Source organism: Bradyrhizobium betae (assembly GCF_008932115.1).
Lineage (GTDB): Bacteria > Pseudomonadota > Alphaproteobacteria > Rhizobiales > Xanthobacteraceae > Bradyrhizobium > Bradyrhizobium betae.
The window spans coordinates 3,951,834-3,974,672 of sequence record NZ_CP044543.1; the positions used below are offsets into that span (position 1 = coordinate 3,951,834).

Here is a 22,839-nt window from a genome sequence, read left to right on the forward strand (position 1 = left end):
AACCCCATGCACAGTAGCGAGGAGTTTGATTTCGCTATGTTTTCGGGACGGGTATTGAGCCCCGCCTCTGGCATCTCATATGCACATTGACGCATATGCATCAATGCGCATAAAGTCAAGTCAATTGGTCGGGACCTCAAGGGAGCTGGTGCCATGGCGCTGGGCGACGCAATCCTCGCATGCCTGACGGAACGTCCGATGACAGGCTACGAGCTGGCCAAGACGTTCGACTCCTCGATCGGCTTCTTCTGGAAGGCCGACCATCAGCAAATTTACCGCGAGCTCTCCAAGCTGCGCGACCGCGGCTACATCCAGGGTCGCGAGGTCGTCCAATCCGGCAAACCCAATAAACTCATCTATACGCTCACTCCCGAGGGTCGAACAGCGCTGCGGCACTGGGCCGCGCGGCCGAGCACGCCGCCCTCGATCAAGGACGACCTGCTGGTGCGGCTGCATGCGCTCGACAGCATCGACATCGAGCCCATGCGCGCCGATCTGATGGCCCGCCTGGAGCACCACCGCGACCGCCACGCGAACTACGAGCGGATCCTCAAGAAGCGTTTTCCGGAAGAGACGGCCTCGGGTGTGCTCGACCTTGGCAATCTGCTGCTTCTTCAGCTCGGTGCCCGGCACGAGCAGATGGTGGCCGATTTCTGCGAGGAGGCGCTCGAGGCGCTGTCGGCGATGAGCAGCAAGGGCACGGTGGTGCCGCTGGAGGATGGCAAGCGCGAGGGGAAGGGCTGAGGCGGCGCTGACAAGGACGCAGCTCTTGCTCCGCGCTCCGCTGTCGTCGCCCGCCTTGTGCGCGATTGCGCACTGGGGCGGGCGATCCAGTATTCCAGAGACGGTGCGGCTAGAGCCTCGGTGCTGCGGCGTACTGGATGCCCCGCCTTCGCGGGCATGACACCGGCTATTGGGCGACCGGACGAGCGCCACAACGAAACGCCCCCTCTTCCCGCCGCCCAACTTTAAGACACCGTCAACGGGTTCCTTAACCCGTTATTTACCGTAACAGACAAAAGTCGGTTTTCGAGGCAGACGACCCGCGCCAAATCCGATTGTCTTTGCAACCGGTACGCGTGGGGAGACTGGAGGCGTCGGGTGGGGCGCCGGAGTCGGAACCGGACAGAGTCATGAATTCGCGCGTATCGTGGAGTGTTGACGGTATCGACCCTTCCGTCAGGGAGCGGGCCGAAGCTGCTGCGCGCCGTGCCGGCATGTCACTCAACGATTGGCTGAACTCCACGCTCGGCGAGACTGCCCCGCCAAACTTTCGCGGACCTTACGAACAGCGCCAGGATCAACGTCAGGATCAACGTCCCGATCCGCGTTCGGCGCAAATGCCGAGCCAGGAGAGCCGCGAAGTCGCCGACATCCACCAGCGGCTCGACGCGATCACCCAGCAGATCGAACGGATCTCGAAGCCCGCGCCGCGCCAGGACGCTTCAAGACAGGACGCCTCACGACAAGACGCTGCACGACCAGACGTCTCGCGCGAGCAGGGTGTCGCCCGTCAGCTCAATGACGCCATCTCGCGGCTCGACGCGCGGCTGTCGCAAATCTCGAAGCCGCCGCAGCCTCAGGCAGCGCGGCCGGCACCCGCCGAGGCGCGCCAGCGCCAGGCCGATGCGGTCGAGCGCGCGGCCGCACAGGTCTATCGCAACTCACCGCCGCTGAGCCCTGCGTCGTTCGACGTTGCCGTCGCCGAGATCACGGCGCGGCAGAGCGAGCTGGACGGCTTCGCGCCGCGGCAGATGCCGCCGCGCGCCGCGCCGTCGATCGCGCCTACGTCTACTCCCATGGCAGCGCCGTTCGCTCCCCAGATGGCGCCGCCCAAACCCGTCTACGCTCCGCCGCCCCCGCAGCCGGGGCCTGATTTCTCGTCGCTCGAGCGCCATTTGCTCAAGATCACGAGCCAGATCGAGTCGCTTCAGCGTCCCGACAATACCGAACAGGCGATCAACGCCTTTCGCAGCGAGCTTGCCGAGATCCGTGCCGCCATCACCGAGGCGATGCCGCGCCGTGCGATCGAGTCGATCGAGAACGAGATCCGCTCGCTGCACCGTCGCATCGACGAGACCCGCTCGTCCGGCACCGACGGCCAGGTGCTGTCAGGCATCGAGCATGCGCTGTCCGACATCAAGCAGGTGCTGCGCACGCTGACGCCGGCCGAGCAGCTCACCGGCTATGACGAGGCGATCCGCAATCTCGGTGCCAAGCTCGATCTGATCCTGCGGGCCAATGACGATCCGTCGACCGTGCGGCAGCTCGAAGACGCGATCTCGGCGCTACGTGCCATCGTCTCCAACGTCGCCTCCAACGAGGCCCTGGCGCGGCTTTCGGACGACGTGCAGCTGCTGTCGTCCAAGGTCGACCAGGTGACCCGCGCGTCGGGCCCCGGCGACAGCTTTGCGGTGCTGGAGCAGCGCATCGCGGCACTCACCGCCGCGCTGGAAACGCGTGAACGGCCTCAGCCCGCCGAGAGCAGCGAACATCTGGAAGCCGCGATCCGGGCGCTGTCGGACCGCTTCGACCGCATGCAGGTCGGCAACGATTCCGCATCGACGTTCGCGCATCTCGAACAGCGGGTGTCGTATCTGCTGGAGCGGATCGAGGCCGCCTCGGATCCGCGCAACGGCAATTTGAGCCGCGTCGAGGACGGGCTGCACGACATCCTCAGGCACCTGGAACGGCAGCAGGCGACCTATTCCGCGCTGGCCGAGGGCCGCAATTCCGCGCCGTCGTCCGATTCCGGCGTGGTGGATGTCGTCAAGCGCGAGCTCTCCGACATCCGCTTCAGCCAGGCCGAGACCAACCGCAGCACCCAGGACTCGCTCGAGGCCGTCCATAACGCGCTCGGCCATGTCGTCGATCGCCTGTCCATGATCGAGGGCGATCTGCGCGCGGTGCGCACCGCGCCACCGGCGCCGCAGCCCATGACGATTCCCGTGGCCGCGCCGATGGAGTCCGCGCCGATGGCGCGCGAGATGCGGCCGCAGCAACAGCCGCAGCCGAAATACGATCCCAAGCCCGAATTGCCGAACCCGGCCGCTGCGCAACAGCTGCCGCAGTCGGCCTTCGTCGCCGCGCCGCGCGAATTCCACGCCGCTGCCATACCGGCCGCGCCGCCGCCGGCGCCGATGGCGCCGCAGGCCACGCCACCTTTGCCGCCGCGCGCGATCAGCGAGATCCTGGAGCCGCACACGGCGCCGGCCCGCTCGGCGCTTGCGCCGGAATTGCCGCCGGATCATCCGCTCGAGCCGGGCACGCGGCCGGGCGGCCGTGTCGCCACGCCGTCGGAGCGCATTGCCGCGTCTGAAAGCGCAATCAGTGAAATCCCCGCGGCACCCAAGGAGCCGGTGTCATCGTCGAGCTTCATTGCTGCCGCGCGCCGGGCTGCCCAGGCTGCCGCCGCGCAGCCGGAGAAGCCGGCCCGCGGCGCCAAGGGAGCTGTCAAGGCAGCAATTGCGGGCCGCCCCAAGGACAAGGGCCAGGAAGGCGGCTCGACCATCACCTCGAAGATCCGCTCGCTGCTGGTCGGCGCGAGCGTGGTCGTGATCGTGCTCGGCACGTTCAAGATGGCGATGAACCAGCTCGACGGCGGCACTGCGCCGCCGGCGCCGCAGGCGATGGAGGACTCCTCCAGCGCACCCGCGCCGCAGGCGCCGCCACCGGTCGAAAGCAAGCCGGCCGCGCCCGAGCAGGTCACGCCGTCGATGACCTCGCCGACGCCGATCGGAAAGCAGTCGCTGAACAATCCCGCGCCGGCCCCCGTCGCCGGTTCGGGCAACTCGGCCTCGGTTGAAATCCCGCCCGCTCCCGCTGCGCCGCCGCCGGCGGCCAACAGCGATGTCACCGGCGCACTGACGGGCACGAGCCGCGCGCGGCTCGGCCTGGTTCAGGTGCCGCCGAGCGAAAAACTGCCTGACGGCATCGGCGGTCCGGTGCTGCGCACGGCTGCGATGAAGGGTGATGCGGCCGCGGCCTTCGAGGTCGGCATGCGCTTCGCCGAAGGTAAGGGTGTTGCGGCGAACTACGACGAAGCCGCCAAATGGTACGACCGCGCGGCTCAAGCCGGCGTGGTGCCCGCGACCTTCCGCCTCGGCACGCTCTACGAAAAGGGCCTGGGCGTGAAGAAGGACGCCGACATCGCCCGCCGCTACTACACGCAGGCGGCCGAGCGCGGCAATGCCAAGGCGATGCACAATCTCGCGGTGCTCGACGCCGACGGCGGCGGACGCGGCGCCAATTACAAGAGCGCGGCGCAGTGGTTCCGCAAGGCCGCCGATCGCGGCGTTGCCGACAGCCAGTTCAACCTCGGCATCCTCTATGCCCGCGGCATCGGCGTGGAGCAGAACCTCGCCGAATCCTACAAATGGTTCAGCCTGGCTGCCGCGCAGGGCGATGCCGATGCGTCCGGCAAGCGCGACGATGTCGCCAAGCGCCTCGACCCGCAATCCCTCGCCGCCGCCAAGCTCGCGATCCAGACCTTCAGCGCCGAGCCGCAGCCGGACGATGCCGTCAACGTCACGGCGCCCGCCGGCGGCTGGGATAGCGCGCCGCAGGCAAACGCCAAGCCCGCGCCGAAGCCGGTCGCGAGCAAGCGCTCGGCCTCGGCGGTGCACTAGGCGTTTTAGGACGCTCTCTCCTCTTGTCTCTTGTCGTCGCCCGGCTTGCCGTCTTCGCCAAAGCTTCGCCGGCCGATCACCCTCGTGGCCCGGCGTAGCCTTGGCCGAGCCGGGACCGGGCGACCCAGTATTCCAGAGACGCCGGTTTGATGCGGAAAAGCCGCGGCGTACTGGATGCCCCGGTCAAGCCGGGGCATGACAGCGGAGAACGTGGCGAAGTCCTCGGCGCACGTGAAGTGGCTATCTGATCCCTCTTCAGCCATTCACCACGCCCGAAATTCCCCATCACGCCCGCCCTCGAATTCCGCTATTGAAGGGCGCGGCAATCGTTCGACCGTCCGGCGAGCATTACGCACAATCGATCCGTCTCGCCGGAGCGTGGTCCTCGATGCAGCTCTATCTCCCGGTCGCCGATCTTCCGGTCAACATCTTCCTGGTGCTGGCGATGGGCGCCGCGGTCGGCTTCGTGTCCGGCATGTTCGGGATCGGCGGCGGCTTCCTGATGACGCCGCTGCTGATCTTCATCGGCATCACGCCGGCGGTCGCGGTCGCCTCGGTCGCGAGCCACATCGCGGCCTCGTCCTTTTCCGGGGCGCTGTCCTATTGGCGGCGGCGTGCGATCGACCCGGCGCTGGCGGGCGTGTTGTTATGCGGCGGCGTGACCGGCACGGCACTCGGGGTGTGGACGTTCACACAGCTCCGCGCGCTCGGCCAGCTCGATCTGATGATCGCGCTGTCCTACGTGGTGCTGCTCACCACGGTCGGCAGCCTGATGTTCTCCGAGGGCCTGCGCGCTCTGATGCGGACCCGGCGCGGGGCGGTGCCGCCACGGCGCACCCACAACTGGATCCACGGCCTGCCGCTGAAGATGCGGTTCAAGCGCTCCAAGATCTACCTCTCCGTGATTCCCGTGGTGATCGTCGGCATCGTGATCGGCTTCATCGGCGCCATCATGGGCATCGGTGGCGGCTTCATCCTGGTGCCGGTCATGATCTACCTGCTGCGGGTGCCGACCTCGACGGTGATCGGGACCTCGATGGTCCTCACGCTCGTCACCATGCTGTTCGCGACCATGCTGCATGCGGTGACCAATCATCTGGTCGACGCGGTGCTGGCGCTGATCCTGATGGTCGGCGGCGTCACCGGCGCGCAGTTCGGTGCACGCGCGGGCCAGAAGATCCGCGGCGAGCAATTGCGGCTGCTGCTCGGCCTGCTGATCCTCTCGGTCGGCGTCCGCTTCGCGATCGAGCTGGTGATCCAGCCTGCGGATCTCTTCACCATCCGTGAGCTCGGGGTGAGCGGATGATGCGCGCGCTCCTCGCAGGCCTGCTCGTCATGTTGGCCGTCTCGACCGCGCGCGCCGAGCGGCTGATCGTGTCGGTCTCCAACCATCGCGTCACGGTGACGCCGGACTATTCCGGCGAGGAATTGGTGCTGTTCGGCTCGATCGAGAAGGATGCCTCCACGCCGGCTGAACGCACGGCATACGATCTCGTGGTCACCGTGATGGGCCCGCGCGCGGACATGGTGACGCGGCGCAAAGAGCGCACCTTCGGCATCTGGATCAACACCGACTACCGGCAGTTCCTGCAGGTGCCGAGCTATCTGGCGCTGTTCGCCAACCGCCCCTTCGATGTCATCACCTCGCCCGAGATCGCGCGGCGGCAGCAGATCGGGCTCAACAACGTGCTGCTGACCCAGCGCGTCAGCGGCGACTTTGCCGACGTGGTGCCGCAAGACGCCTTCCGCTCGGCCTTCGTCCGCCTGCGCACCCAGCGCGGGCTCTATCGCGAGGATGCGGGGGCGGTGACGTTCCTGACGCCGACGCTGTTCCGCACCGGCATTCCGCTGCCCGCTGAAGTGCCGATCGGAACCTATCAGGTCGAGATCAAGCTGTTCGCCAATGGCGCGTTCATCGGCAAGACCGAGACCGCGTTCGAGATCGTCAAGGTCGGCTTCGAGCAGTTCGTTGCGACGACTGCGCGGCAGAACGGTCTGATCTACGGCCTCGTCACCGCGGCGATGGCGCTGATGACGGGCTGGATGGCCTCGATCGTGTTTCGGAAGGATTGAGAGGCGGCGCTCCTTCCTCTCGTCGTCGCCCGGCTTGACCGGGCGACCCAGTATTCCAGAGACCGGTGTTAGGTAGCTCGCACCCACGACTATCGCCACTGCGTACTGGATGCCCCGGTCAAGCCGGGGCATGACAGCGGAGACTACGGCGCCTCCACCACCGTCGGCACGCCGGGCTCCAGCAGGCGCAGTCGCGTGCCGAAACCGAGCACGTCGAAGGTCTTACGTAGATCCTCGCCGTTCTGGCGGAAATGCGCCCAGCCTTCGGTATGCACGGGCACGATCATCGCATTCGGGAAGGCGCGCGCGGTCTCGATGGTGTCGTTGGTGTCCATGGTGAGGTGGAACGGCCCGCGCGTTTGCGCGGCGCCCGCGAACGGCATCACGACGCCGCATTTGAAGCGGCGTGCGACTTCGGCGACACCGTCGAACCAGGTGGTGTCGCCGCTGACATAGACGTCGCTGGTGTCCTTCCGGCTTGACGACACCACGAAGCCGATGACGTCGCCCGACAGCGGCTCGATGCCGGCCGGGCCATGACGCGCGGGCGTGGCGGTGATGGTCAGCGTGTTGCCGTCGCGGTCCTTCAGATGTGCGGTTGCCCAGGGGGCAAGGCCCTCGACATGGCCGCCGAGACGCTTGGCGCCCGCTTCGGTCGTCAGCGCGCGCTTCGCCTTGAGGAGATATTCGCGCCCGGAATTGTCGAGATTGTCGGAGTGCTGGTCGTGGCTGAGCAGCACGGCATCGATCGGACCAATGGCATCGGTCTTCATCGCGGGGCCTATCGTCTTCTCCAGCGTCACATGGGGCAGCTGGTAGGCGCCGGGCGCATCGAAGGTCGGGTCGGTGAGCAGGCGGAAGCCGTCGATCTCGATCAATGCGGTGGGGCCGCCGATCAGGGTGATGGAAATGGGCATGGTGAACCTTCCTTACGATGCAGACTTTGCCGGCCGAGTCACGAGATAGATGCCGAGTGCGACCGGGATGATGCCGAAGAGGTCGCGGGCCTCGACGTGCTCGCGGAGCACGATGTAGGCGAACAGCATGCCGAGCGGCGGCATCAGGAAATGATAGGCGCTGGCAGCGGTCGCGCCACACACTTTCAGGAGATGAAACCAGAGCCAGTAGGCGAGGATCGAGCCGCCGAGCACCAGGAAGGCGAAGGCGCCGATCAGGCTCGGGGTGACGTCGATCGCGCCAACATCGGCGAAGCTGAGCGCGATCGGCGCCAGCACGATGCCGGCGGCGAGATTCTGCACGCCGTTGCCGATCCAGAGCGAGCCCTTCGGCGCCAGCAGCTTGAACAGGATGGTGCCGGCGACGATGGAGGCGAGCGAGGCCAGCGTGAAGAGGATGCCGTGGATTGAATCGGTTCCGACCGAAAGGCGATGCCATACGATCGCCGTCACGCCGATGACACCCAGCAGAAGGCCGCTGGCCTTGCGCCAGGTCATGCCTTCGCCGAGCAGCAGCGCGGCGAGCGCCGCGGTGAAGACCGGGTTGGCCGAGACAATCAGGCCGCCGAGGCCGGCGGAGACCGATTGCAGGCCGGTATAGCCGAGCCCGAGATAGAGCGCGTTGTTGGCGATGCCGAGCACGGCGAAGATCGCCGCATCCCGCCATGACAGCGACCAGTCGCCGCGAATCATCGTGGCACCGATGATGAGGATGCCGGCGAGCGAGAAGCGCGCGGCGAGCAGGATCAGCGGCGGGCAATGGGTGACGCCGATCTTGCCGGCGACGAAAGCGTAGCTCCAGAGCAGGCAGAACAGGCCGATGGCAAACGGCAGCGTGTTGAAGCGGCTGGGGGCTGCGGGAAGCGAGGTGGCGAGCGACATGGGGGCATTCTCCTGAGCCCTCGATCTAGGGAGGCGGCTTGTCATTTGGAAATTAAATGATTAACTGTCAGTCAGTGGTTTTTCGAATGGAGGCGCCCATGCTCGATCTGGAGCTCCTGCGCAGCTTCGTCTCGGTGGTCGAAGCCGGCGGCTTCACCCGCGCCGGCGAGCGCGTTCACCGCACGCAATCGACCGTCAGCCAGCAGATCAAGCGGCTGGAGGAGGACGTCGGTCAGGTGCTGTTGCATCGCGACGGCAAGGATGTGCGTCCAACCGAAGCCGGCGAACGGCTGCTCTCCTATGCACGCCGGCTGCTCACGCTTGCCGAGGAAGCACGCGACGTGTTGCGCGAGCCCGACAGCGAAGGCGCGGTCCGGCTCGGCATCCCCGAGGATTTTGCGGCGTATCGTCTCGCCAAGCTGCTGGGCGCGTTCTCGCGCTCGCATCCCGGCCTGCGGCTCGATGTGCGCGCCGACCAGAGCAAGAACCTTGCCCGCGATCTCGATCGCGGCGAGCTCGACCTCGCGTTGTTCAAGCGCGAGGCCGGGGCGAAGGGCGCGATTGCGGTGTGGCCCGAGCGGGTGCATTGGGTCACCAGCAAGAGCCACCCGGTCGACGTCAACGCATCGTCGGTGCCGCTGATCGGCTTTCCGCTCGGCTGCCTCTATCGCGCCGGCGCGATCCATGCGCTGGAAAGCGCGGGGCGTGCCTGGCACATGTCCTACTCGTCATCGAGCCTCGCGGGCATCCAGGCCGCGGTCGCCGCCGGCATGGGCCTCAGCATCTTGTCGGAGATGTCGATCCAGTCCGACCACCGCGTGCTGACCGCCAAGGACGGCTTTGCACCGATCAACCGCACCGAGGTGGCACTGATGGCCGCACCCGACGCCAGCCCCGCGACGCTGCGGCTGGCGGATCGGCTGGCGGAATTTTGCGAGAACGTGCAGGCGAAGGCGGCGTGATCTTGCGAGATTCGTAGGGCGTAACCCACCACGGGCCATATCCGCGGAAACAGAAGAGGTGGGTTACGCCGTGCGAACTGCGCTTCGCGCAGTCGCAGGACTAACCCACTCTACGCAGTCACATCGCCGCAATCACCGTGAGCTCCGGCCACAGCGCCTTCCATCGCGCGGCCTTCGCAGCGTAATTCGCCGCCGAGAAATTTGCAGCCCGATTCGGGCGTACGATCAACCCTGCGATGTCGTCAAAACCGCGCGGCGCGTAGGCCTCAAAGCCATCGCCCGTGCGCCTCACGCCCACCTGCGTGTTCTGTGTGAGGAAGCGATCGATGCCGTCGGTCGCGCAGGTCAGGGGCGGATAAGGCAGGCCGTGCTTGTCGGGATACCAAAGATGCACGCGGGCCTGGTTGCGGATTTCGACCTTGACGCCGAGATGCCCGAGCCGTGCATGCAATTTGCGGATCACCGCGTCCTCGGCCTCCCATGAGGTGTCGGGGTCGAAATAGAACACGTCGTAGTCGGAGATGCCGTGATCGATCGCGCGATCAGTCAGCACGTTCCATGCCGTCTGCGCGAGGCACCCTGCGACCAGCCATGCATCGGGGAGCGCGAGGCGATGGAGTTCATCGACGATCGAAGCGTTGACGGGATTCGTGAGCGCAAGTGTCAAAGCGGAGGTGAAGCGGTGGGCACGGCACGCGAAGAGCGCGCCTTTGCCCACCCTACGATTCAGCTAGTGCACGGCGGTGAAGAACCGCGCGAGGCGGAAGCCGGAGAGCCACGTGTAAACCGGCTGGCTGCGCATGCCGAGATCCCAGGAGCCGACCACGGCATCCGCGCGTCCGACCAGATTGTCGATCGGCAACAGGCCGACGCCGCCGGAGCGCAAGGGCACGCGGCTGTCGGCGGAATTGTCGCGGTTGTCGCCGAGCACGAAGAGATGGCCCGGCGGCACCGTCACTTCCTGCGTGTTGTCGAGCGGGCCGTTGTCGCGCATCTTGAAGATCAGGTGCGAGACGCCGTTCGGCAGCGTCTCGACATAGCGATAGGCCGGCTCGCTGCCGCCATTGTCGTCTTCGGCAGCGCCGACGCCGTCCGGTTTCAGCTCGGCGGGGCGGTCGTTGATGAAGAGCTGGCCTTGCCGCATCTGGATGCGGTCGCCGGGCAATCCCACGACGCGCTTGACCCAGGCCTGCGAGCGATCGCCGGGCCAGCGGAATACCACCACGTCACCCTGCTTCGGCGTTTCCGCGAAGACGCGGCCGCTCTCGGGCAGGTTGATCTGGATCGGCAGCGACGAGGTGCCGTAGCCGTAGGGAAATTTCGACGCGAGCAGCGCATCGCCGATCAGCAGCGTCGGCTCCATCGAGCCCGACGGCACGTAGAACGGCTCGGCGAGCGCGCCCTTGGCGATGAACACGGCGGCGACGATGCCGGCGAGCTGCACCAGCTGCCCGCCCCATCCGCTGCTCTTCCGCTTGGCGGTGACAGTTACCTTCTCAACGCTCATGCGCCCGTTCCACCCACCGTAATGCGTTCCATCAGCAGCGACGGCTGGCCGACGCCGACCGGCACGCCCTGGCCGTTCTTGCCGCAGGTGCCGATGCCGGTATCGAGCGCGAGGTCGTTGCCGATCATGCGGATGCGATGCAAATCGGTCGGCCCGTTGCCGATCAGCATGGCGCCCTTGAGCGGCGCGCCGATCTTGCCGTTCTCGATCTTGTAGGCCTCGGTGCACTGGAACACGTATTTGCCCGAGGTGATGTCGACCTGGCCGCCGCCGAAATTCGCGGCGAACACGCCGTTCTTCACCGACGCTAGAATCTCTGCCGGATCGCGGTCGCCGGCGAGCATGTAGGTGTTGGTCATGCGCGGCATCGGCACATGGGCATAGCCCTGGCGGCGGCCGTTGCCGGTCGGCTTCATGTTCATCAGACGCGCGTTCTGGCGGTCCTGCATGTAGCCGACCAGAATGCCGTCCTCGATCAGCACGGTGCGGTTGGTCGGCGTGCCCTCGTCGTCGATCGACAGCGAGCCGCGGCGCGAGGCAATGGTGCCGTCGTCGACCACGGTGACGCCCTTGGCCGCGACCTGCTGGCCCATCAGGCCGGCGAAAGCCGACGTCTTCTTGCGGTTGAAGTCGCCCTCGAGACCGTGGCCGACCGCTTCATGCAGCATCACGCCGGGCCAGCCGGCGCCAAGCACGACGTCCATCTCGCCGGCGGGGGCGGGAATCGATTCCAGATTGACCAGGGCCTCGCGCAGCGCGCCGTCGGCGGCATCGCGCCAGTTCCTGCTCTCGATGAACTCGGCATAGCCGGCGCGGCCGCCATAGCCCTTGCTGCCGCTCTCCTGGCGGTCGCCCTGTCCGGCGACGACGGAGACGTTGACCCGAACCAGCGGGCGGATGTCGCGATAGCTCTCGCCGTCGGGCCGCAGGATCTCGACCACCTGCCAAGTCGCGCCGAGGCTGACGCTGACCTGCCGCACCCGCGGATCCTTGTCGCGCAGATAGGCGTCGATCTCGGCGAGCAGCTTGACCTTGGTCTCGAAGCCGGGGGCATCGAGCGGATTGTCGTCGGCATAGAGCCGGACATTGGTGTGGGGAGGCGGGGCGGCGAAGCTGCCGGAATAGCCGCCGCGGACGGCCGCGACCGCATCGGCGGCGCGAATCAGCGCCGGCAGCGAGACGTCGGAGGAATGCGCATAGCCGACCGCGTCGTCCTTGACGGCGCGCAGGCCAAAACCCTGCGAGGTGTCGTAGGTCGCCTGCTTCAGCCGGCCATTGTCGAACATCAGCGCTTCGGTCTGGCTGTATTCCAGGAACAATTCGCCGTCGTCGGCACCGGCAAGCCCGCGCGCGAGCTCGCTGCGAACCTGGTCGCGGTCGAGATTGGCGCGGTCGAGCAGGGAGGTCGTGGCAGGGTTGGTCATGCGTCCATCCATTATCTGGAGATGTGGGGCAAGATAATGGTTTCCCGGTGGTTCCGCGAGGGGCGGGCCGTCACATTACGGAAACGATAGGATTGAGTGAGATCGTTCCATATCGCCCGTTCCCGACTCGCCTCTCAGAGGACGACCTCAATTCCCTTGCGTTGGATGACGTTCAACAAGGCAAGGGTCGCACCGGTCGGACGCTTCGCACCGCGCTCCAGCTGGGAGACATAGCCAACCGTCAGATTAAGGAGTTGGGCGAATACGGCTTGGCTGAGATTGGCTTCCTCCCTCAGGGCCTTGATCGCCGGGCCGGACATGTGGGCGGTGGCCGCCGCTGGAAAATCGACTTTGTGGCGCATCGTGATCTTCTCGTGGGCAGTCTTGGTCAGCAGGCCGCTCGCACGCATGTCTTGCGCCGTCTCCAGCAGCTCTCTCGTCAGTCGGCTGGGCTTCGCGTTAGCCTTTCGTGGTTTCGTCGGCATCTTGCACCTCAATCAAAGTTCCATCCTTCAGAGATTGCTCGATTTTGGCGTTGCTGGCGGTCAGGAACGAAGCGGCAATCTCACGCAAGGTCGTCAGTTCGGCGTCATCGATATTCTCTCGCTCGTTCTTGGCGAAGCCGAACAGGAAAATTGAACGCTCCGATCCAAATCCGATGAGTAGCCGAAAGCCGCCTCGCTTGCCCTCGCCCGGCCGTGCAACACGCTGCTTGATGATCAGGCCGCCAAGGTCGGCATCGATCAGACCGCGAGTGGCGCGCGTAATGGCGGCGATCAGACTCACATCTGGGATGCGATTCTGACGAGTAAAGCGCGCAAGCGTTTTAGTCTTGAAAATGCGCAATGTCGCCCTCCCCCGTTCTATAAACTATAATTTATAGAACGATAGTCAAGAGGGCGATGTCGAGGCGTAAGAAAAGCCCTATGGCAGCTTGTCATAACCCTCGCCGAGCCCGTTGAGGCTGAGCGGGAAGCCAATTCCCTCTTCCGGCGTCTCGAAGATGATGAAGGTAGCGGTCTTGGCGGTGCGGAGCTGGCCGAGCAGCTTGTCGTCCATGACGACCTCGGCGACGCAGCCATTGGGCAGGCAGCGGACGAAGCCGGCGCGGCCGACGTCCTGGTTGTCGAGCTTGAGGCCGAGGCCGGAGGGCAGCAGGACGCCGAGCGGGGCGACCACGCGCATCAGGCGGCTCTTCTGGTCGGCGGTCTTGAGCACGATCACGGTGAGGCCGGCATTGGAGCGGTCTTCGGCCACCACGCTCTGGATCAGGGCGCATTGCTCGGTCTGGGCGCCTGGCGGGGTGTCGCAGCGAATCTGCCAGTCGCCATGGACGGAGCGCACCGCGCCCTGCGCATGGGCGAGGCCCGGAAGCGCCATGACGACGACCGCCGTCAGCAGGGCTGCCAGCTTCGCGAGGCCGCCAGCCTGCCTTTTAGCCCGCCTTGCCATGCCTCCTGCCATGCCTCTCGAAAACCCCATCGGGTCGGTCCCTCTGCGCCTGGGTCGCGCGCGCCAGGCGGACTGATACGGGAATGACGGCGTCTTGAAGGCGATTCGCAAGCAAATTCCGCGCCGCCTCGCATCGCCATCGCCCGCACGAATCAGGTTCCTGCGCGGCTGTTCGCCAGTGCCTACCGCGGGCAATTCCGCTGTCAAGCGGCAGCATCCCGGGAAACGGTATTTTTGTCTGATGTTACTAGGAAATATCTTGCGGGTGATGGCTGACAGACAAGGCTCAAGACTGCATTGCGATAGATCAAGAATTATGGTTTGAGAAGCTTGATTTCGGCGTTCTAGCGATCTGGCCCCAATTCCTCTTAGAGGTATTCTTGCGTGGCGGTTTGTCAGAGGGGCGGATCGAATAAGCGTTTCCCGGAAATAGGGGAATGCACTTGGGGTGATTTCGTAAGGGGAGCGCGACGGCATGAGGATGTCGATAGGCCGGGTAGGCCGGCATTTGCTGGGATTGGCCGTAGCGGGTCTGACATTGGCGACGGGCGGGGCGGCATTCGCCGAACTCGGGCAGCCGGCGCCGTGGGAGTGGACGCTTCAGCAGTCCGGCTCTCCGGTGATGGACAACATCGTCTGGTTCCACAATTTTCTGTTCGTGCTGATCGCGCTGATCACGCTGTTCGTTCTGGCGCTGCTCGTGGTCGTGGTCATCAAGTTCAACGCGAAGGCCAATCCGGTGCCGTCGCGGACCACGCACAACACGCTGATCGAGGTGGCTTGGACGCTGGTTCCGGTGCTGATCCTGGTCGGTATCTCGGTGCCGTCGTTCCGCCTGCTGTTCTTGGAGCTCGACGTGCCGAAGGCGGATTTGACCATCAAGGCGACCGGCAAGCAGTGGTACTGGTCCTATGCCTATCCTGATAACGGCAAGTTCGAGTTCGACTCGCTGATGGCCCAGGACAAGCAGCCCCGCCTGCTCGGCGTCGACAACGAGATGGTGGTGCCGGTGAACAAGGTGATTCGTGTCCAGGTCACCGGCGCCGACGTCATTCACGCCTTTGCGCTGCCGGCTTTCGGCGTCAAGATCGACGCCATCCCGGGGCGGCTGAACGAGACCTGGTTCAAGGCCACCAAGACCGGCATGTTCTACGGTCAGTGCTCGGAGCTGTGCGGCAAGGACCACGCCTTCATGCCGATCGCCATCCGTGTGGTGAACGACCAGGAGTTCGCCTCCTGGGTCGAGACGGCGAAGAAGAAATATGCGAGCGGCGGCACCAGCACCTATGCTTCCGCGGCCGGCCCGACGCAGTAAGCGCCGGGTGAAGGCTCGAGGGGACTGAAAGCGACAAAAAGGGCGGGACCGAATAAGGTCCGAATGGGACGCAAGGCAGGATTTGAAAATGGCAACGAGCGCAGCGGCACACGGCGATCACGCGCAAGACCACGGACATGACGAGCATGCCCATCCGACCGGATGGCGCCGTTACGTCTATTCGACCAACCACAAGGACATCGGCACGATGTACCTGATCTTCGCGGTCATCGCCGGCGTCATCGGCGCCGCGATGTCGATCGCGATCCGTGCCGAGCTGATGTATCCGGGCGTGCAGATCTTCCACGAGTCGCACACCTATAACGTGTTCGTGACCTCGCACGGCCTGATCATGATCTTCTTCATGGTCATGCCCGCGATGATCGGCGGCTTCGGCAACTGGTTCGTGCCGCTGATGATCGGTGCGCCCGACATGGCGTTCCCGCGCATGAACAATATCTCGTTCTGGCTGCTGCCGGCGTCCTTCGCCCTGCTGCTGATGTCGACCTTCGTGGAAGGCGAGCCCGGCGCCAACGGCGTCGGAGCCGGCTGGACCATGTATGTGCCGCTGTCGAGCTCCGGCCATCCGGGCCCGGCCGTCGACTTCGCGATCCTGTCGCTGCATCTGGCGGGCGCCTCGTCGATCCTCGGCGCCATCAACTTCATCACCACCATCTTCAACATGCGCGCGCCGGGCATGACCCTGCACAAGATGCCGCTGTTCGTGTGGTCGATCCTGGTGACGGTGTTCCTGCTGCTGTTGTCGCTTCCGGTGCTCGCCGGTGCGATCACCATGCTGCTCACCGACCGCAATTTCGGCACGACGTTCTTTGCGCCCGACGGCGGCGGCGACCCCGTGCTGTTCCAGCATCTGTTCTGGTTCTTCGGTCACCCCGAGGTGTACATCCTGATCCTGCCCGGCTTCGGCATGGTCAGCCAGATCGTCTCGACCTTCTCCCGCAAGCCCGTGTTCGGTTATCTCGGCATGGCCTACGCCATGGTCGCGATCGGCGGAATCGGCTTCGTGGTCTGGGCGCACCACATGTACACGGTCGGCATGTCCTCGGCGACGCAGGCTTATTTCGTCGCGGCGACCATGGTCATCGCGGTTCCGACCGGCGTGAAGATCTTCTCGTGGATCGCCACGATGTGGGGGGGCTCGATCGAGTTTCGCGCTCCGATGATCTGGGCGGTGGGCTTCATCTTCCTGTTCACCGTCGGCGGCGTCACCGGCGTCGTGCTGGCCAATGCCGGCGTCGATCGCGTGCTGCAGGACACCTACTACGTCGTCGCGCACTTCCACTACGTGCTGTCGCTCGGCGCCGTGTTCGCCATCTTCGCGGGCTTCTACTACTGGTTCCCGAAGATGTCGGGCTACATGTATAACGAGACGCTGGCCAAGGCACACTTCTGGATCACGTTCGTCGGCGTCAACATGGTATTCTTCCCGCAGCACTTTCTCGGCCTGTCGGGCATGCCGCGCCGCTATGTCGACTATCCCGACGCCTTCGCAGGCTGGAATCTGGTCTCGTCGGTCGGCTCCTACATCTCCGGCTTCGGCGTGCTGATCTTCCTCTACACCGTGATCGACGCCTTCGCGAAAAAGGTGCCGGCCGGCGACAATCCGTGGGGTGCAGGTGCGACCACGCTGGAGTGGACGCTGCCTTCGCCGCCGCCCTTCCACCAGTTCGAAGTGCTGCCCCGCGTCCAGTAATCGATCTCCCGCGGCGCCCGTGACGGGCGCCGCGGCTCGATCAAGAAACGAGTCAAATTAGTGTCCGTCCTCGACCAGAATGCCATCGACATCAATCCCCGCATCTCCGAGGCGGAGGTCGGCGACTATCTCGCGCTGCTGAAGCCACGGGTGATGTCGCTGGTGATTTTCACCGCGCTGGTCGGGCTGGCAATGGCGCCCGGGAATTTCCACTGGGTGCTGGCGATCACCTCGCTGCTCTGCATCGCCGTCGGCGCCGGCGCCTCCGGCGCACTCAACATGGCGCTGGAAGGCGACATCGACGCCAAGATGTCGCGCACGGCGAACCGGCCGATCCCGCGCGGCCGCATCACCCGCGGCGAGGCGATGGCATTCGGCCTTACGCTGTCCTTCTTCTCGGTGATGACGCTCGGCATCCTCGTCAACTGGATCGCGGGCGCGCTGCTCGCCTTCACCATCTTCTTCTACGTCGTGATCTACACGATGGGCCTGAAGCGCTGGACCGCGCAGAACATCGTGATCGGCGGCGCCGCCGGCGCCCTGCCGCCGGTGGTGGCCTGGGCCGCGGTGACGGGCACGGTCGACGTCGAGCCGCTGCTGCTGTTCGCCATCATCTTCTTCTGGACCCCGCCGCACTTCTGGGCGCTGGCGCTGTTCCGCTCCGACGACTACGCGCGCGCCGGCATTCCGATGCTGCCCAACGTCGCCGGTCCCGACGCGACCCGCCTCCAGATCCTGCTCTATACGATCGTGCTGATCGCGGTCGCCGCGGCGCCCTGGGCGCTCGGCTATTTCGACGCCGTCTACGGCATCGTCTCGCTGATCCTCGGCGCCGGCATGCTGGTGCTCGCCATCAACGTCTATATCCGCCGCGAGCGCAGCCAATCGCTGCGCGCGACGCGAAAACTGTTTGCTTTCTCGATCCTGTATCTGTTCGCGCTGTTCGCGACCCTGCTGGCCGAGGTCGTGGTCCGGGTGCTCGCTCCGATGGTTGGGGGCGCATGATCGCGCAGATGGCTGACAAACCCGAGCCAGATGGAATCGTCCTCACCGAGGCGCAGCAGAGGAGCCGTCGTCAGCGCTCCGTCGCCATTGCCTTGGCGCTGGGCGTGCTCGTCTTGCTGTTCTTCGCCGTCACCATGGTCAAAGGGCCGGCGGTTCTCGTCCGGCCGATGTAGGAAAGATGGATCACGAGCCCACCATATCGCGGGATCAGGGGCGGACGGCCAGCAAGGGGCGTGGTCCTTCCAAAGCTCTCGGCCGTGACGTCCTGGTCGCCTCGATCTGCGGCGGCGTGGTCGCGCTGATGGTCGGCGCCTCCTATGCGGCGGTGCCGTTCTACAACTGGTTCTGCCGCGCCACCGGTTTCAACGGCACCACCCAGGTCGCAATTTCGGCGCCGGCCACCGGGCCGATCGCGCGGAAGATCGCTGTGCGCTTCGACTCCAACGTCGCGCCCGGCCTGCCCTGGAAGTTCGTGCCGGAGCAGAACGAGATCGAGGTCAATATCGGCCAGGTCGTGACCGTCTTCTACACCGTGACCAACCAGGCCGCGCGCACCACCGCCGGCCAGGCCGCCTACAACGTCGCGCCGCTGACGGTCGGCTCCTACTTCCAGAAGATCAACTGCTTCTGCTTCACCGAGCAGACCATGGCGCCCGGCGAGACGCGCGAGATGCCGGTCGTGTTCTATGTCGATCCGTCGCTCGCTGACGATCACGAGAACGACGGGCTCAACACGATCACGCTGTCTTACACGTTTTATCCGGTCAAGGATCCGGTGGTGAAGCCGCTCGCGGCCAGCGAAGTCGACAAGCGCAAGGGCAATCTCTGATCACCGGCGTCACGCTCCGGGGGTTGGACACAAGGGGATAAGTGCCTGATAGGCACGGGATTGAGGAGAGAGACGGAAATGGCGACCGCGCAAGGCAAGCATCACGACTATCACCTGGTCGATCCCTCTCCGTGGCCGTTCGTCGGCTCCGTCTCGGCCTTCATCATGGCGGTCGGCGCGATCACCTGGATGCACCACATGTTCTCGGCCGCGCCGATCATCTTTGGTGTCGGCACCGTCGGCGTGCTCTACACCATGGCGAGCTGGTGGGGCGACGTGATCAAGGAAGCCCAGTACAAGGGCGACCACACCCGCGTTGTGCAGATCAGCCATCGCTACGGCATGATTCTGTTCATCGCCTCCGAAGTGATGTTCTTCGTTGCCTGGTTCTGGGCCTATTTCAACGCGGCGCTGTTTCCGGCCGATGCCGTTCACGCTACCCGTGACGCGGTGTTCGGCTGCGGCCTCGGCACAGCTGCCGGCGCCTGCTCGGCACCCGGCACCTGGCCGCCGCATGGCATCGAGACCTTCGATCCCTGGCATCTGCCGCTGCTCAACACGCTGATCCTGCTCACCTCCGGTACCACGGTGACGTGGGCGCACCATGCGCTGCTCGAGAACGATCGCCAGGGCCTCAAATACGGCCTGATCCTCACCGTCGTGCTTGGAGCGCTCTTCACCTGCGTGCAGGCCTATGAGTACAGCCACGCGGCGTTCTCCTTCGCCGGCAACGTCTATGGCGCGACCTTCTTCATGGCGACCGGCTTTCACGGCTTCCACGTGCTGGTCGGCACCATCTTCCTGCTGGTCTGCCTGTTCCGCGCCTATGCCGGCCACTTCACGTCCAAGCAGCATCTCGGTTTCGAGTTTGCCGCCTGGTACTGGCACTTCGTCGACGTGGTCTGGCTGTTCCTGTTCCTCTGCATCTATGTGTGGGGACGCGGTGCCGAGACCATGGCTCACGCCGCGCACTGAGCAGCCCTGGATCCATCAGAAAGGGCGGCCGCAGGGCCGCCCTTTCGCTTTTCGGCCGCCGGGTGGCTCGGCGGAAACTGTGATAGAGTGCGTTATCATGAACGACACCACCGGCAAGTCCGAGCCCGAGACGACCGTCCTGCAAAGCGCGATGCGCGGGCTGGCCTGCAAATGCCCGCGCTGCGGCCAGGGCAAGCTCTATGCGGGTTTCCTGACCCTCGCGCCCGCTTGCGACCGTTGCGGCCTCGACTACGCCTTCATCGACACCGGCGATGGGCCTGCGATCTTCATCATCATGCTGGCCGGAGCGATCGTGGTCGGCTGCGCGCTCATCGTCGAGGTCAAGTATCAGCCGCCGTACTGGTTGCATGCGGTGCTGTGGCTGCCGTTGATCCTCGCCACCACGCTGCTGCCGCTGCGTGCCATGAAGTCGCTGTTGATCTCCCTGCAATTCCATCACAAAGCGGCGCCGGGCCGGCTGGTCGACCGCGCAAAATGAACGAGACTGCGCGCAAGCCTCGCGTGGCCGGCTTCGCGCTGTTCACGCTGTTCCTGACCGCGTCCTTTGTCGCGCTCGGCGTGTGGCAGTTGCAGCGGCGGACCGCCAAGCACGAACTGGTCGCCGCGCTCACCGAGCGGCTTGCCGAGACGCCGATCGCGCTGCCGCCACCGGCGCAATGGGCCGCGCTCAATCCCGCGCACGACGAATTCCGCCGCGTCAGCTTCACCGCGACCTACGCGGCTTCGCCGGATGCGATGGTCTATTCGTCCGGCTCGGCCGTGCGCAAGGATGCCTCGGGCCCCGGCACCTGGGCCTTCCTGCCCGCGCGGCTCTCGACCGGTGAGATGGTCGTGATCGATGCGGGCTTCGTCGAGAATACGATGCAGGATCGCAGCGTCGAGGATCGCGCGGTGAAGAAGCTCGTGACCGGGCAGACCGTCGCGCTCACCGGCTACCTGCGCTTTCCCGAACCGCCGGGCTGGATGACGCCGGCGGAGAACCGCGACAAGCGGCTCTGGTTCGTGCGCGATCATCTCGCCATTGCCAGCGCGCTCGGTTGGGGCGCGGTTGCGCCGTTCTACATCGATCTGGAGCGGCCCGCGCAGGAGAACAACATCCCGCGTCCGGGCCCGCTCGACGTGCATCTGAAGGACGACCATCTGCAATATGCCATCACATGGTTCGCACTCGCAGGCGCGGTGCTGATTGCATTCGGCGTCTGGGCGAGGGGACGCCGCCCGGCATGAACTTCCCGTAGGTTCCCGGAGGGAACCCGGTATCGCCCGGGGTTTATTATTCAGCGCACATTCACGAGTGTGATCCTAAGCCGCATGCGAATTTTCGCGGCAGACAGGACTTTGGCGTGAGCGATTTCGATCAGATGGGAATTGTCGTCGACTGGGTGGATGCCTGCCGCAAGGGCGACCTCGCCATGCTGCTCGACCTCTATGCGGACGACGCTCAGGTCGAATGCACCTGCAACGGCACGCGACGTTATCGCGGACGGCGCGAGCTCGAAACCTATTGGGGCCCGCGGCTCAGCGCCTATTCCTCGGCGGGATTCGGCCTGGAAGAGATCAATCCCGTGCCATACGGCATCGATCTCGAATATTCCGTCGCCGGCTCGCTGCGCATCCACGCCTCGTTTCGCTTCAGCCCCGAAGGCAAGATCCACAGCACGCTGTGCGAACCGGCGCGGCAGGAGCCGCACGCCGGTTGCGCGTGCTAGCTTCAGGTCGGCGCATCGCGCTTCGTCTCGATCGGCAGACGACATCGCACATAGGTTCGCTCGTCCGCGCGCAGCAGTGACAGCGATCCGCTGAGCGCGCGCACGCGCTCGTGCATCCCGGTCAGGCCCCGGCCGAAGACGTTGTCGGCGGGAAAGCCACCGCCGTCATCGGCGATCTCGATGGCAAGCGCGTTGCCGGCAATGGTCGCCTGCACATGGGCATTGCTTGCTCCGGCGTGGCGCAACACGTTGGTCAATGCCTCCTGGATCACGCGATAGACGGTCTGCGCCAGCGGTCCGTCGATGTCGTTGAGATCAGGGTCGAGCGTCGCGGTCAGGGCGATATGCGGCGCCTGTCTGCGAAAATTCCGGAGCAGCGTCTGCACGCTGCTCTCCAGCCCCAATTCCTCGATGTAGAGCGGCCGCAGCCGGTCGAGAATGCGCCGGTTGGTCTGCTGGAGCGCCTCGACCGATCGCATCACCTCCTGCGTGGCATTGCCGAGATTTCCCGTCGGCGGCGAGGCCTCAATCAGCGCGGTCGTGCCGGCGCGGATGCTGAACAGCAGCGGCCCCAGCTCATCGTGCAGCTCGCGTGCGAGGTCGCGCCGCTCGTCGTCCTGGAGCGACACCAGGCGGTGCAACAGGTCGCGATTGTCCTGGCTCAACCGTGCGAGCGTCGCCGCAAGTGCATTGGCTTCCTCGCAGCTCTGCCGGATCTCGGGCGGCCCCGCCACCGGGATCGGCGTCGCATAATCGCCGCGCCGTATGCGCGTGAGGCCAGCGCCGAGATTTTGCAGGGGATGCAGCGCCGATCCCGCAAAGAGATAGGCGATCGTTCCGGTCAGCACCATCAGCACGGCGATGAGGCTCGTCAACGCCAGCAAGCCGATCCATTTCTCGAACAGGTCGGCCGACAGGTCGGGCAGGAAGACGAGATCGCCGACATGCCTGCCGTCGATGATGACCGGAGATGCTGCGTCCATGTCCGGGATGGCGATCAGGTCGACGAACCATTGCGGCACGCTATGCAGCCCACGCAGGCCGTCCCTCGGAGGAGGCGCAGAACCTGCTTCCGCTGAACGGAATTGAATATCCGAGGATGTGCCCAAGGAATGGACAAAAGCGTCCAGCGTCTTCCGCGGGTCGTTCGAAACGCTCAAGGTATTGTTGAGCGCCCCGGCGATCGTTCGGGCCGAGCGTCGTCCCGGCTCATTCTCGTCGGCCAGCTGGCCGGTCGCGAAGGTCTGGAGCAGCACGCCGCCCATGGCCAGCGCGGCGAGGAAGCTCAGGCCGAGCGGAAGAAACAGTTGCGTCCGGAAGGAGAGTCGTTGCCACATTAGGTCAATTCTAACGCGCATTGGCGGGATTTTCTCTTTCCATTTGTTCC

23 protein-coding genes are annotated in these 22,839 nt (G+C 65.3%); 14 read left to right on the forward strand and 9 right to left on the reverse strand.

The genetic code is table 11. The features are described from left to right. Positions 1–153 precede the first annotated feature (153 nt). From F8237_RS18810 to F8237_RS18830, 4 genes are all read left to right on the forward strand, one after another. The gene (locus F8237_RS18810; protein WP_151646817.1) at positions 154–744 is read left to right on the forward strand and encodes a PadR family transcriptional regulator; all 591 of its coding nucleotides are present in this window, start codon (positions 154–156) and stop codon (positions 742–744) included. Positions 745–1,133: 389 nt separating this feature from the next. Then, complete coding sequence (locus F8237_RS18815) at positions 1,134–4,628, forward strand: tetratricopeptide repeat protein (protein ID WP_162006118.1); 3,495 nt, start codon at positions 1,134–1,136, stop codon at positions 4,626–4,628. Between the two features lie 388 nt (positions 4,629–5,016). After that, positions 5,017–5,934, forward strand: coding sequence for a sulfite exporter TauE/SafE family protein (locus tag F8237_RS18825; protein WP_151646823.1), 918 nt, complete (start codon positions 5,017–5,019; stop codon positions 5,932–5,934). Beyond that, the gene (locus F8237_RS18830; protein WP_151646825.1) at positions 5,931–6,701 is read left to right on the forward strand and encodes a TIGR02186 family protein; all 771 of its coding nucleotides are present in this window, start codon (positions 5,931–5,933) and stop codon (positions 6,699–6,701) included. Before F8237_RS18825 ends, F8237_RS18830 begins: the two co-directional genes overlap by 4 nt. A 143-nt stretch (positions 6,702–6,844) precedes the next feature. Here the strand turns inward: F8237_RS18830 and F8237_RS18835 are convergent, their stop codons facing one another. Both F8237_RS18835 and F8237_RS18840 read right to left on the reverse strand, forming a co-directional pair. Continuing rightward, a complete protein-coding gene (locus F8237_RS18835) occupies positions 6,845–7,618 on the reverse strand; it encodes an MBL fold metallo-hydrolase (RefSeq protein WP_151646827.1) in 774 nt (257 codons plus the stop codon). 12 nt (positions 7,619–7,630) lie between these two features. Further along, entirely contained in the window at positions 7,631–8,539 is a 909-nt protein-coding gene (locus F8237_RS18840; protein WP_151646829.1) for a DMT family transporter, read from the reverse strand. 98 nt (positions 8,540–8,637) lie between these two features. Here F8237_RS18840 and F8237_RS18845 point away from each other — a divergent pair, with 98 nt between their 5' ends. After that, positions 8,638–9,501 carry a LysR family transcriptional regulator gene (locus tag F8237_RS18845; RefSeq protein ID WP_162006119.1) on the forward strand — a complete coding sequence of 288 codons (864 nt, stop codon included), beginning with the start codon at positions 8,638–8,640 and terminating at the stop codon, positions 9,499–9,501. Between the two features lie 118 nt (positions 9,502–9,619). Here the strand turns inward: F8237_RS18845 and F8237_RS18850 are convergent, their stop codons facing one another. The 6 genes from F8237_RS18850 to F8237_RS18875 form a co-directional block, all read right to left on the reverse strand. Further along, entirely contained in the window at positions 9,620–10,219 is a 600-nt protein-coding gene (locus F8237_RS18850; protein ID WP_244625932.1) for a nucleotidyltransferase family protein, read from the reverse strand. A 12-nt stretch (positions 10,220–10,231) separates the two neighbouring features. Then, complete coding sequence (gene lepB, locus F8237_RS18855; RefSeq protein WP_151646833.1) at positions 10,232–11,008, reverse strand: signal peptidase I; 777 nt, start codon at positions 11,006–11,008, stop codon at positions 10,232–10,234. After that, on the reverse strand, positions 11,005–12,432 hold the full coding sequence (gene tldD, locus F8237_RS18860; RefSeq protein WP_151646835.1) for a metalloprotease TldD: 1,428 nt from the start codon (positions 12,430–12,432) through the stop codon (positions 11,005–11,007). Before tldD ends, lepB begins: the two co-directional genes overlap by 4 nt. Before the next feature lie 134 nt (positions 12,433–12,566). Beyond that, the gene (locus F8237_RS18865; RefSeq protein ID WP_151646837.1) at positions 12,567–12,917 is read right to left on the reverse strand and encodes a helix-turn-helix domain-containing protein; all 351 of its coding nucleotides are present in this window, start codon (positions 12,915–12,917) and stop codon (positions 12,567–12,569) included. Beyond that, positions 12,892–13,278 carry a type II toxin-antitoxin system RelE/ParE family toxin gene (locus F8237_RS18870; RefSeq protein WP_151646839.1) on the reverse strand — a complete coding sequence of 129 codons (387 nt, stop codon included), beginning with the start codon at positions 13,276–13,278 and terminating at the stop codon, positions 12,892–12,894. The genes F8237_RS18865 and F8237_RS18870 overlap by 26 nt, the downstream gene beginning before the upstream one ends. Positions 13,279–13,356: 78 nt before the next feature. Next, positions 13,357–13,914 (reverse strand): invasion associated locus B family protein, encoded by a 558-nt coding sequence (locus F8237_RS18875; protein WP_151646841.1) that lies wholly within the window; start codon positions 13,912–13,914, stop codon positions 13,357–13,359. A gap of 445 nt (positions 13,915–14,359) precedes the next feature. Between F8237_RS18875 and coxB the strand changes: the two genes are divergently transcribed. The 9 genes from coxB to F8237_RS18920 all read left to right on the forward strand — a co-directional run bounded on the left by coxB (position 14,360) and on the right by F8237_RS18920 (position 21,452). Then, entirely contained in the window at positions 14,360–15,199 is an 840-nt protein-coding gene (gene coxB / locus F8237_RS18880) for a cytochrome c oxidase subunit II (RefSeq protein WP_151646843.1), read from the forward strand. An 88-nt stretch (positions 15,200–15,287) separates the two neighbouring features. Beyond that, the gene (gene ctaD / locus F8237_RS18885; RefSeq protein WP_151646845.1) at positions 15,288–16,913 is read left to right on the forward strand and encodes a cytochrome c oxidase subunit I; all 1,626 of its coding nucleotides are present in this window, start codon (positions 15,288–15,290) and stop codon (positions 16,911–16,913) included. A gap of 60 nt (positions 16,914–16,973) precedes the next feature. Next, on the forward strand, positions 16,974–17,918 hold the full coding sequence (locus F8237_RS18890; protein ID WP_151646848.1) for a heme o synthase: 945 nt from the start codon (positions 16,974–16,976) through the stop codon (positions 17,916–17,918). Then, on the forward strand, positions 17,915–18,091 hold the full coding sequence (locus tag F8237_RS18895; protein WP_151646849.1) for a CoxF protein: 177 nt from the start codon (positions 17,915–17,917) through the stop codon (positions 18,089–18,091). Before F8237_RS18890 ends, F8237_RS18895 begins: the two co-directional genes overlap by 4 nt. A 5-nt stretch (positions 18,092–18,096) precedes the next feature. Then, positions 18,097–18,747, forward strand: coding sequence for a cytochrome c oxidase assembly protein (locus tag F8237_RS18900; protein WP_151646851.1), 651 nt, complete (start codon positions 18,097–18,099; stop codon positions 18,745–18,747). 78 nt (positions 18,748–18,825) lie between these two features. Next, positions 18,826–19,722 (forward strand): cytochrome c oxidase subunit 3, encoded by an 897-nt coding sequence (locus F8237_RS18905; RefSeq protein ID WP_151646853.1) that lies wholly within the window; start codon positions 18,826–18,828, stop codon positions 19,720–19,722. Positions 19,723–19,819: 97 nt separating this feature from the next. After that, the gene (locus F8237_RS18910; protein WP_151646855.1) at positions 19,820–20,221 is read left to right on the forward strand and encodes a DUF983 domain-containing protein; all 402 of its coding nucleotides are present in this window, start codon (positions 19,820–19,822) and stop codon (positions 20,219–20,221) included. Next, positions 20,218–20,970, forward strand: a complete 753-nt coding sequence (locus tag F8237_RS18915) for an SURF1 family protein (protein ID WP_151646857.1) — start codon at positions 20,218–20,220, stop codon at positions 20,968–20,970. The genes F8237_RS18910 and F8237_RS18915 overlap by 4 nt, the downstream gene beginning before the upstream one ends. Positions 20,971–21,086: 116 nt before the next feature. Continuing rightward, positions 21,087–21,452, forward strand: a complete 366-nt coding sequence (locus tag F8237_RS18920; RefSeq protein ID WP_151646858.1) for a nuclear transport factor 2-like protein — start codon at positions 21,087–21,089, stop codon at positions 21,450–21,452. A gap of 2 nt (positions 21,453–21,454) precedes the next feature. Here F8237_RS18920 and F8237_RS18925 read toward each other — a convergent pair whose 3' ends face one another. Further along, complete coding sequence (locus tag F8237_RS18925; protein WP_151646860.1) at positions 21,455–22,789, reverse strand: histidine kinase; 1,335 nt, start codon at positions 22,787–22,789, stop codon at positions 21,455–21,457. Between the last annotated feature and the right edge of the window lie 50 nt (positions 22,790–22,839).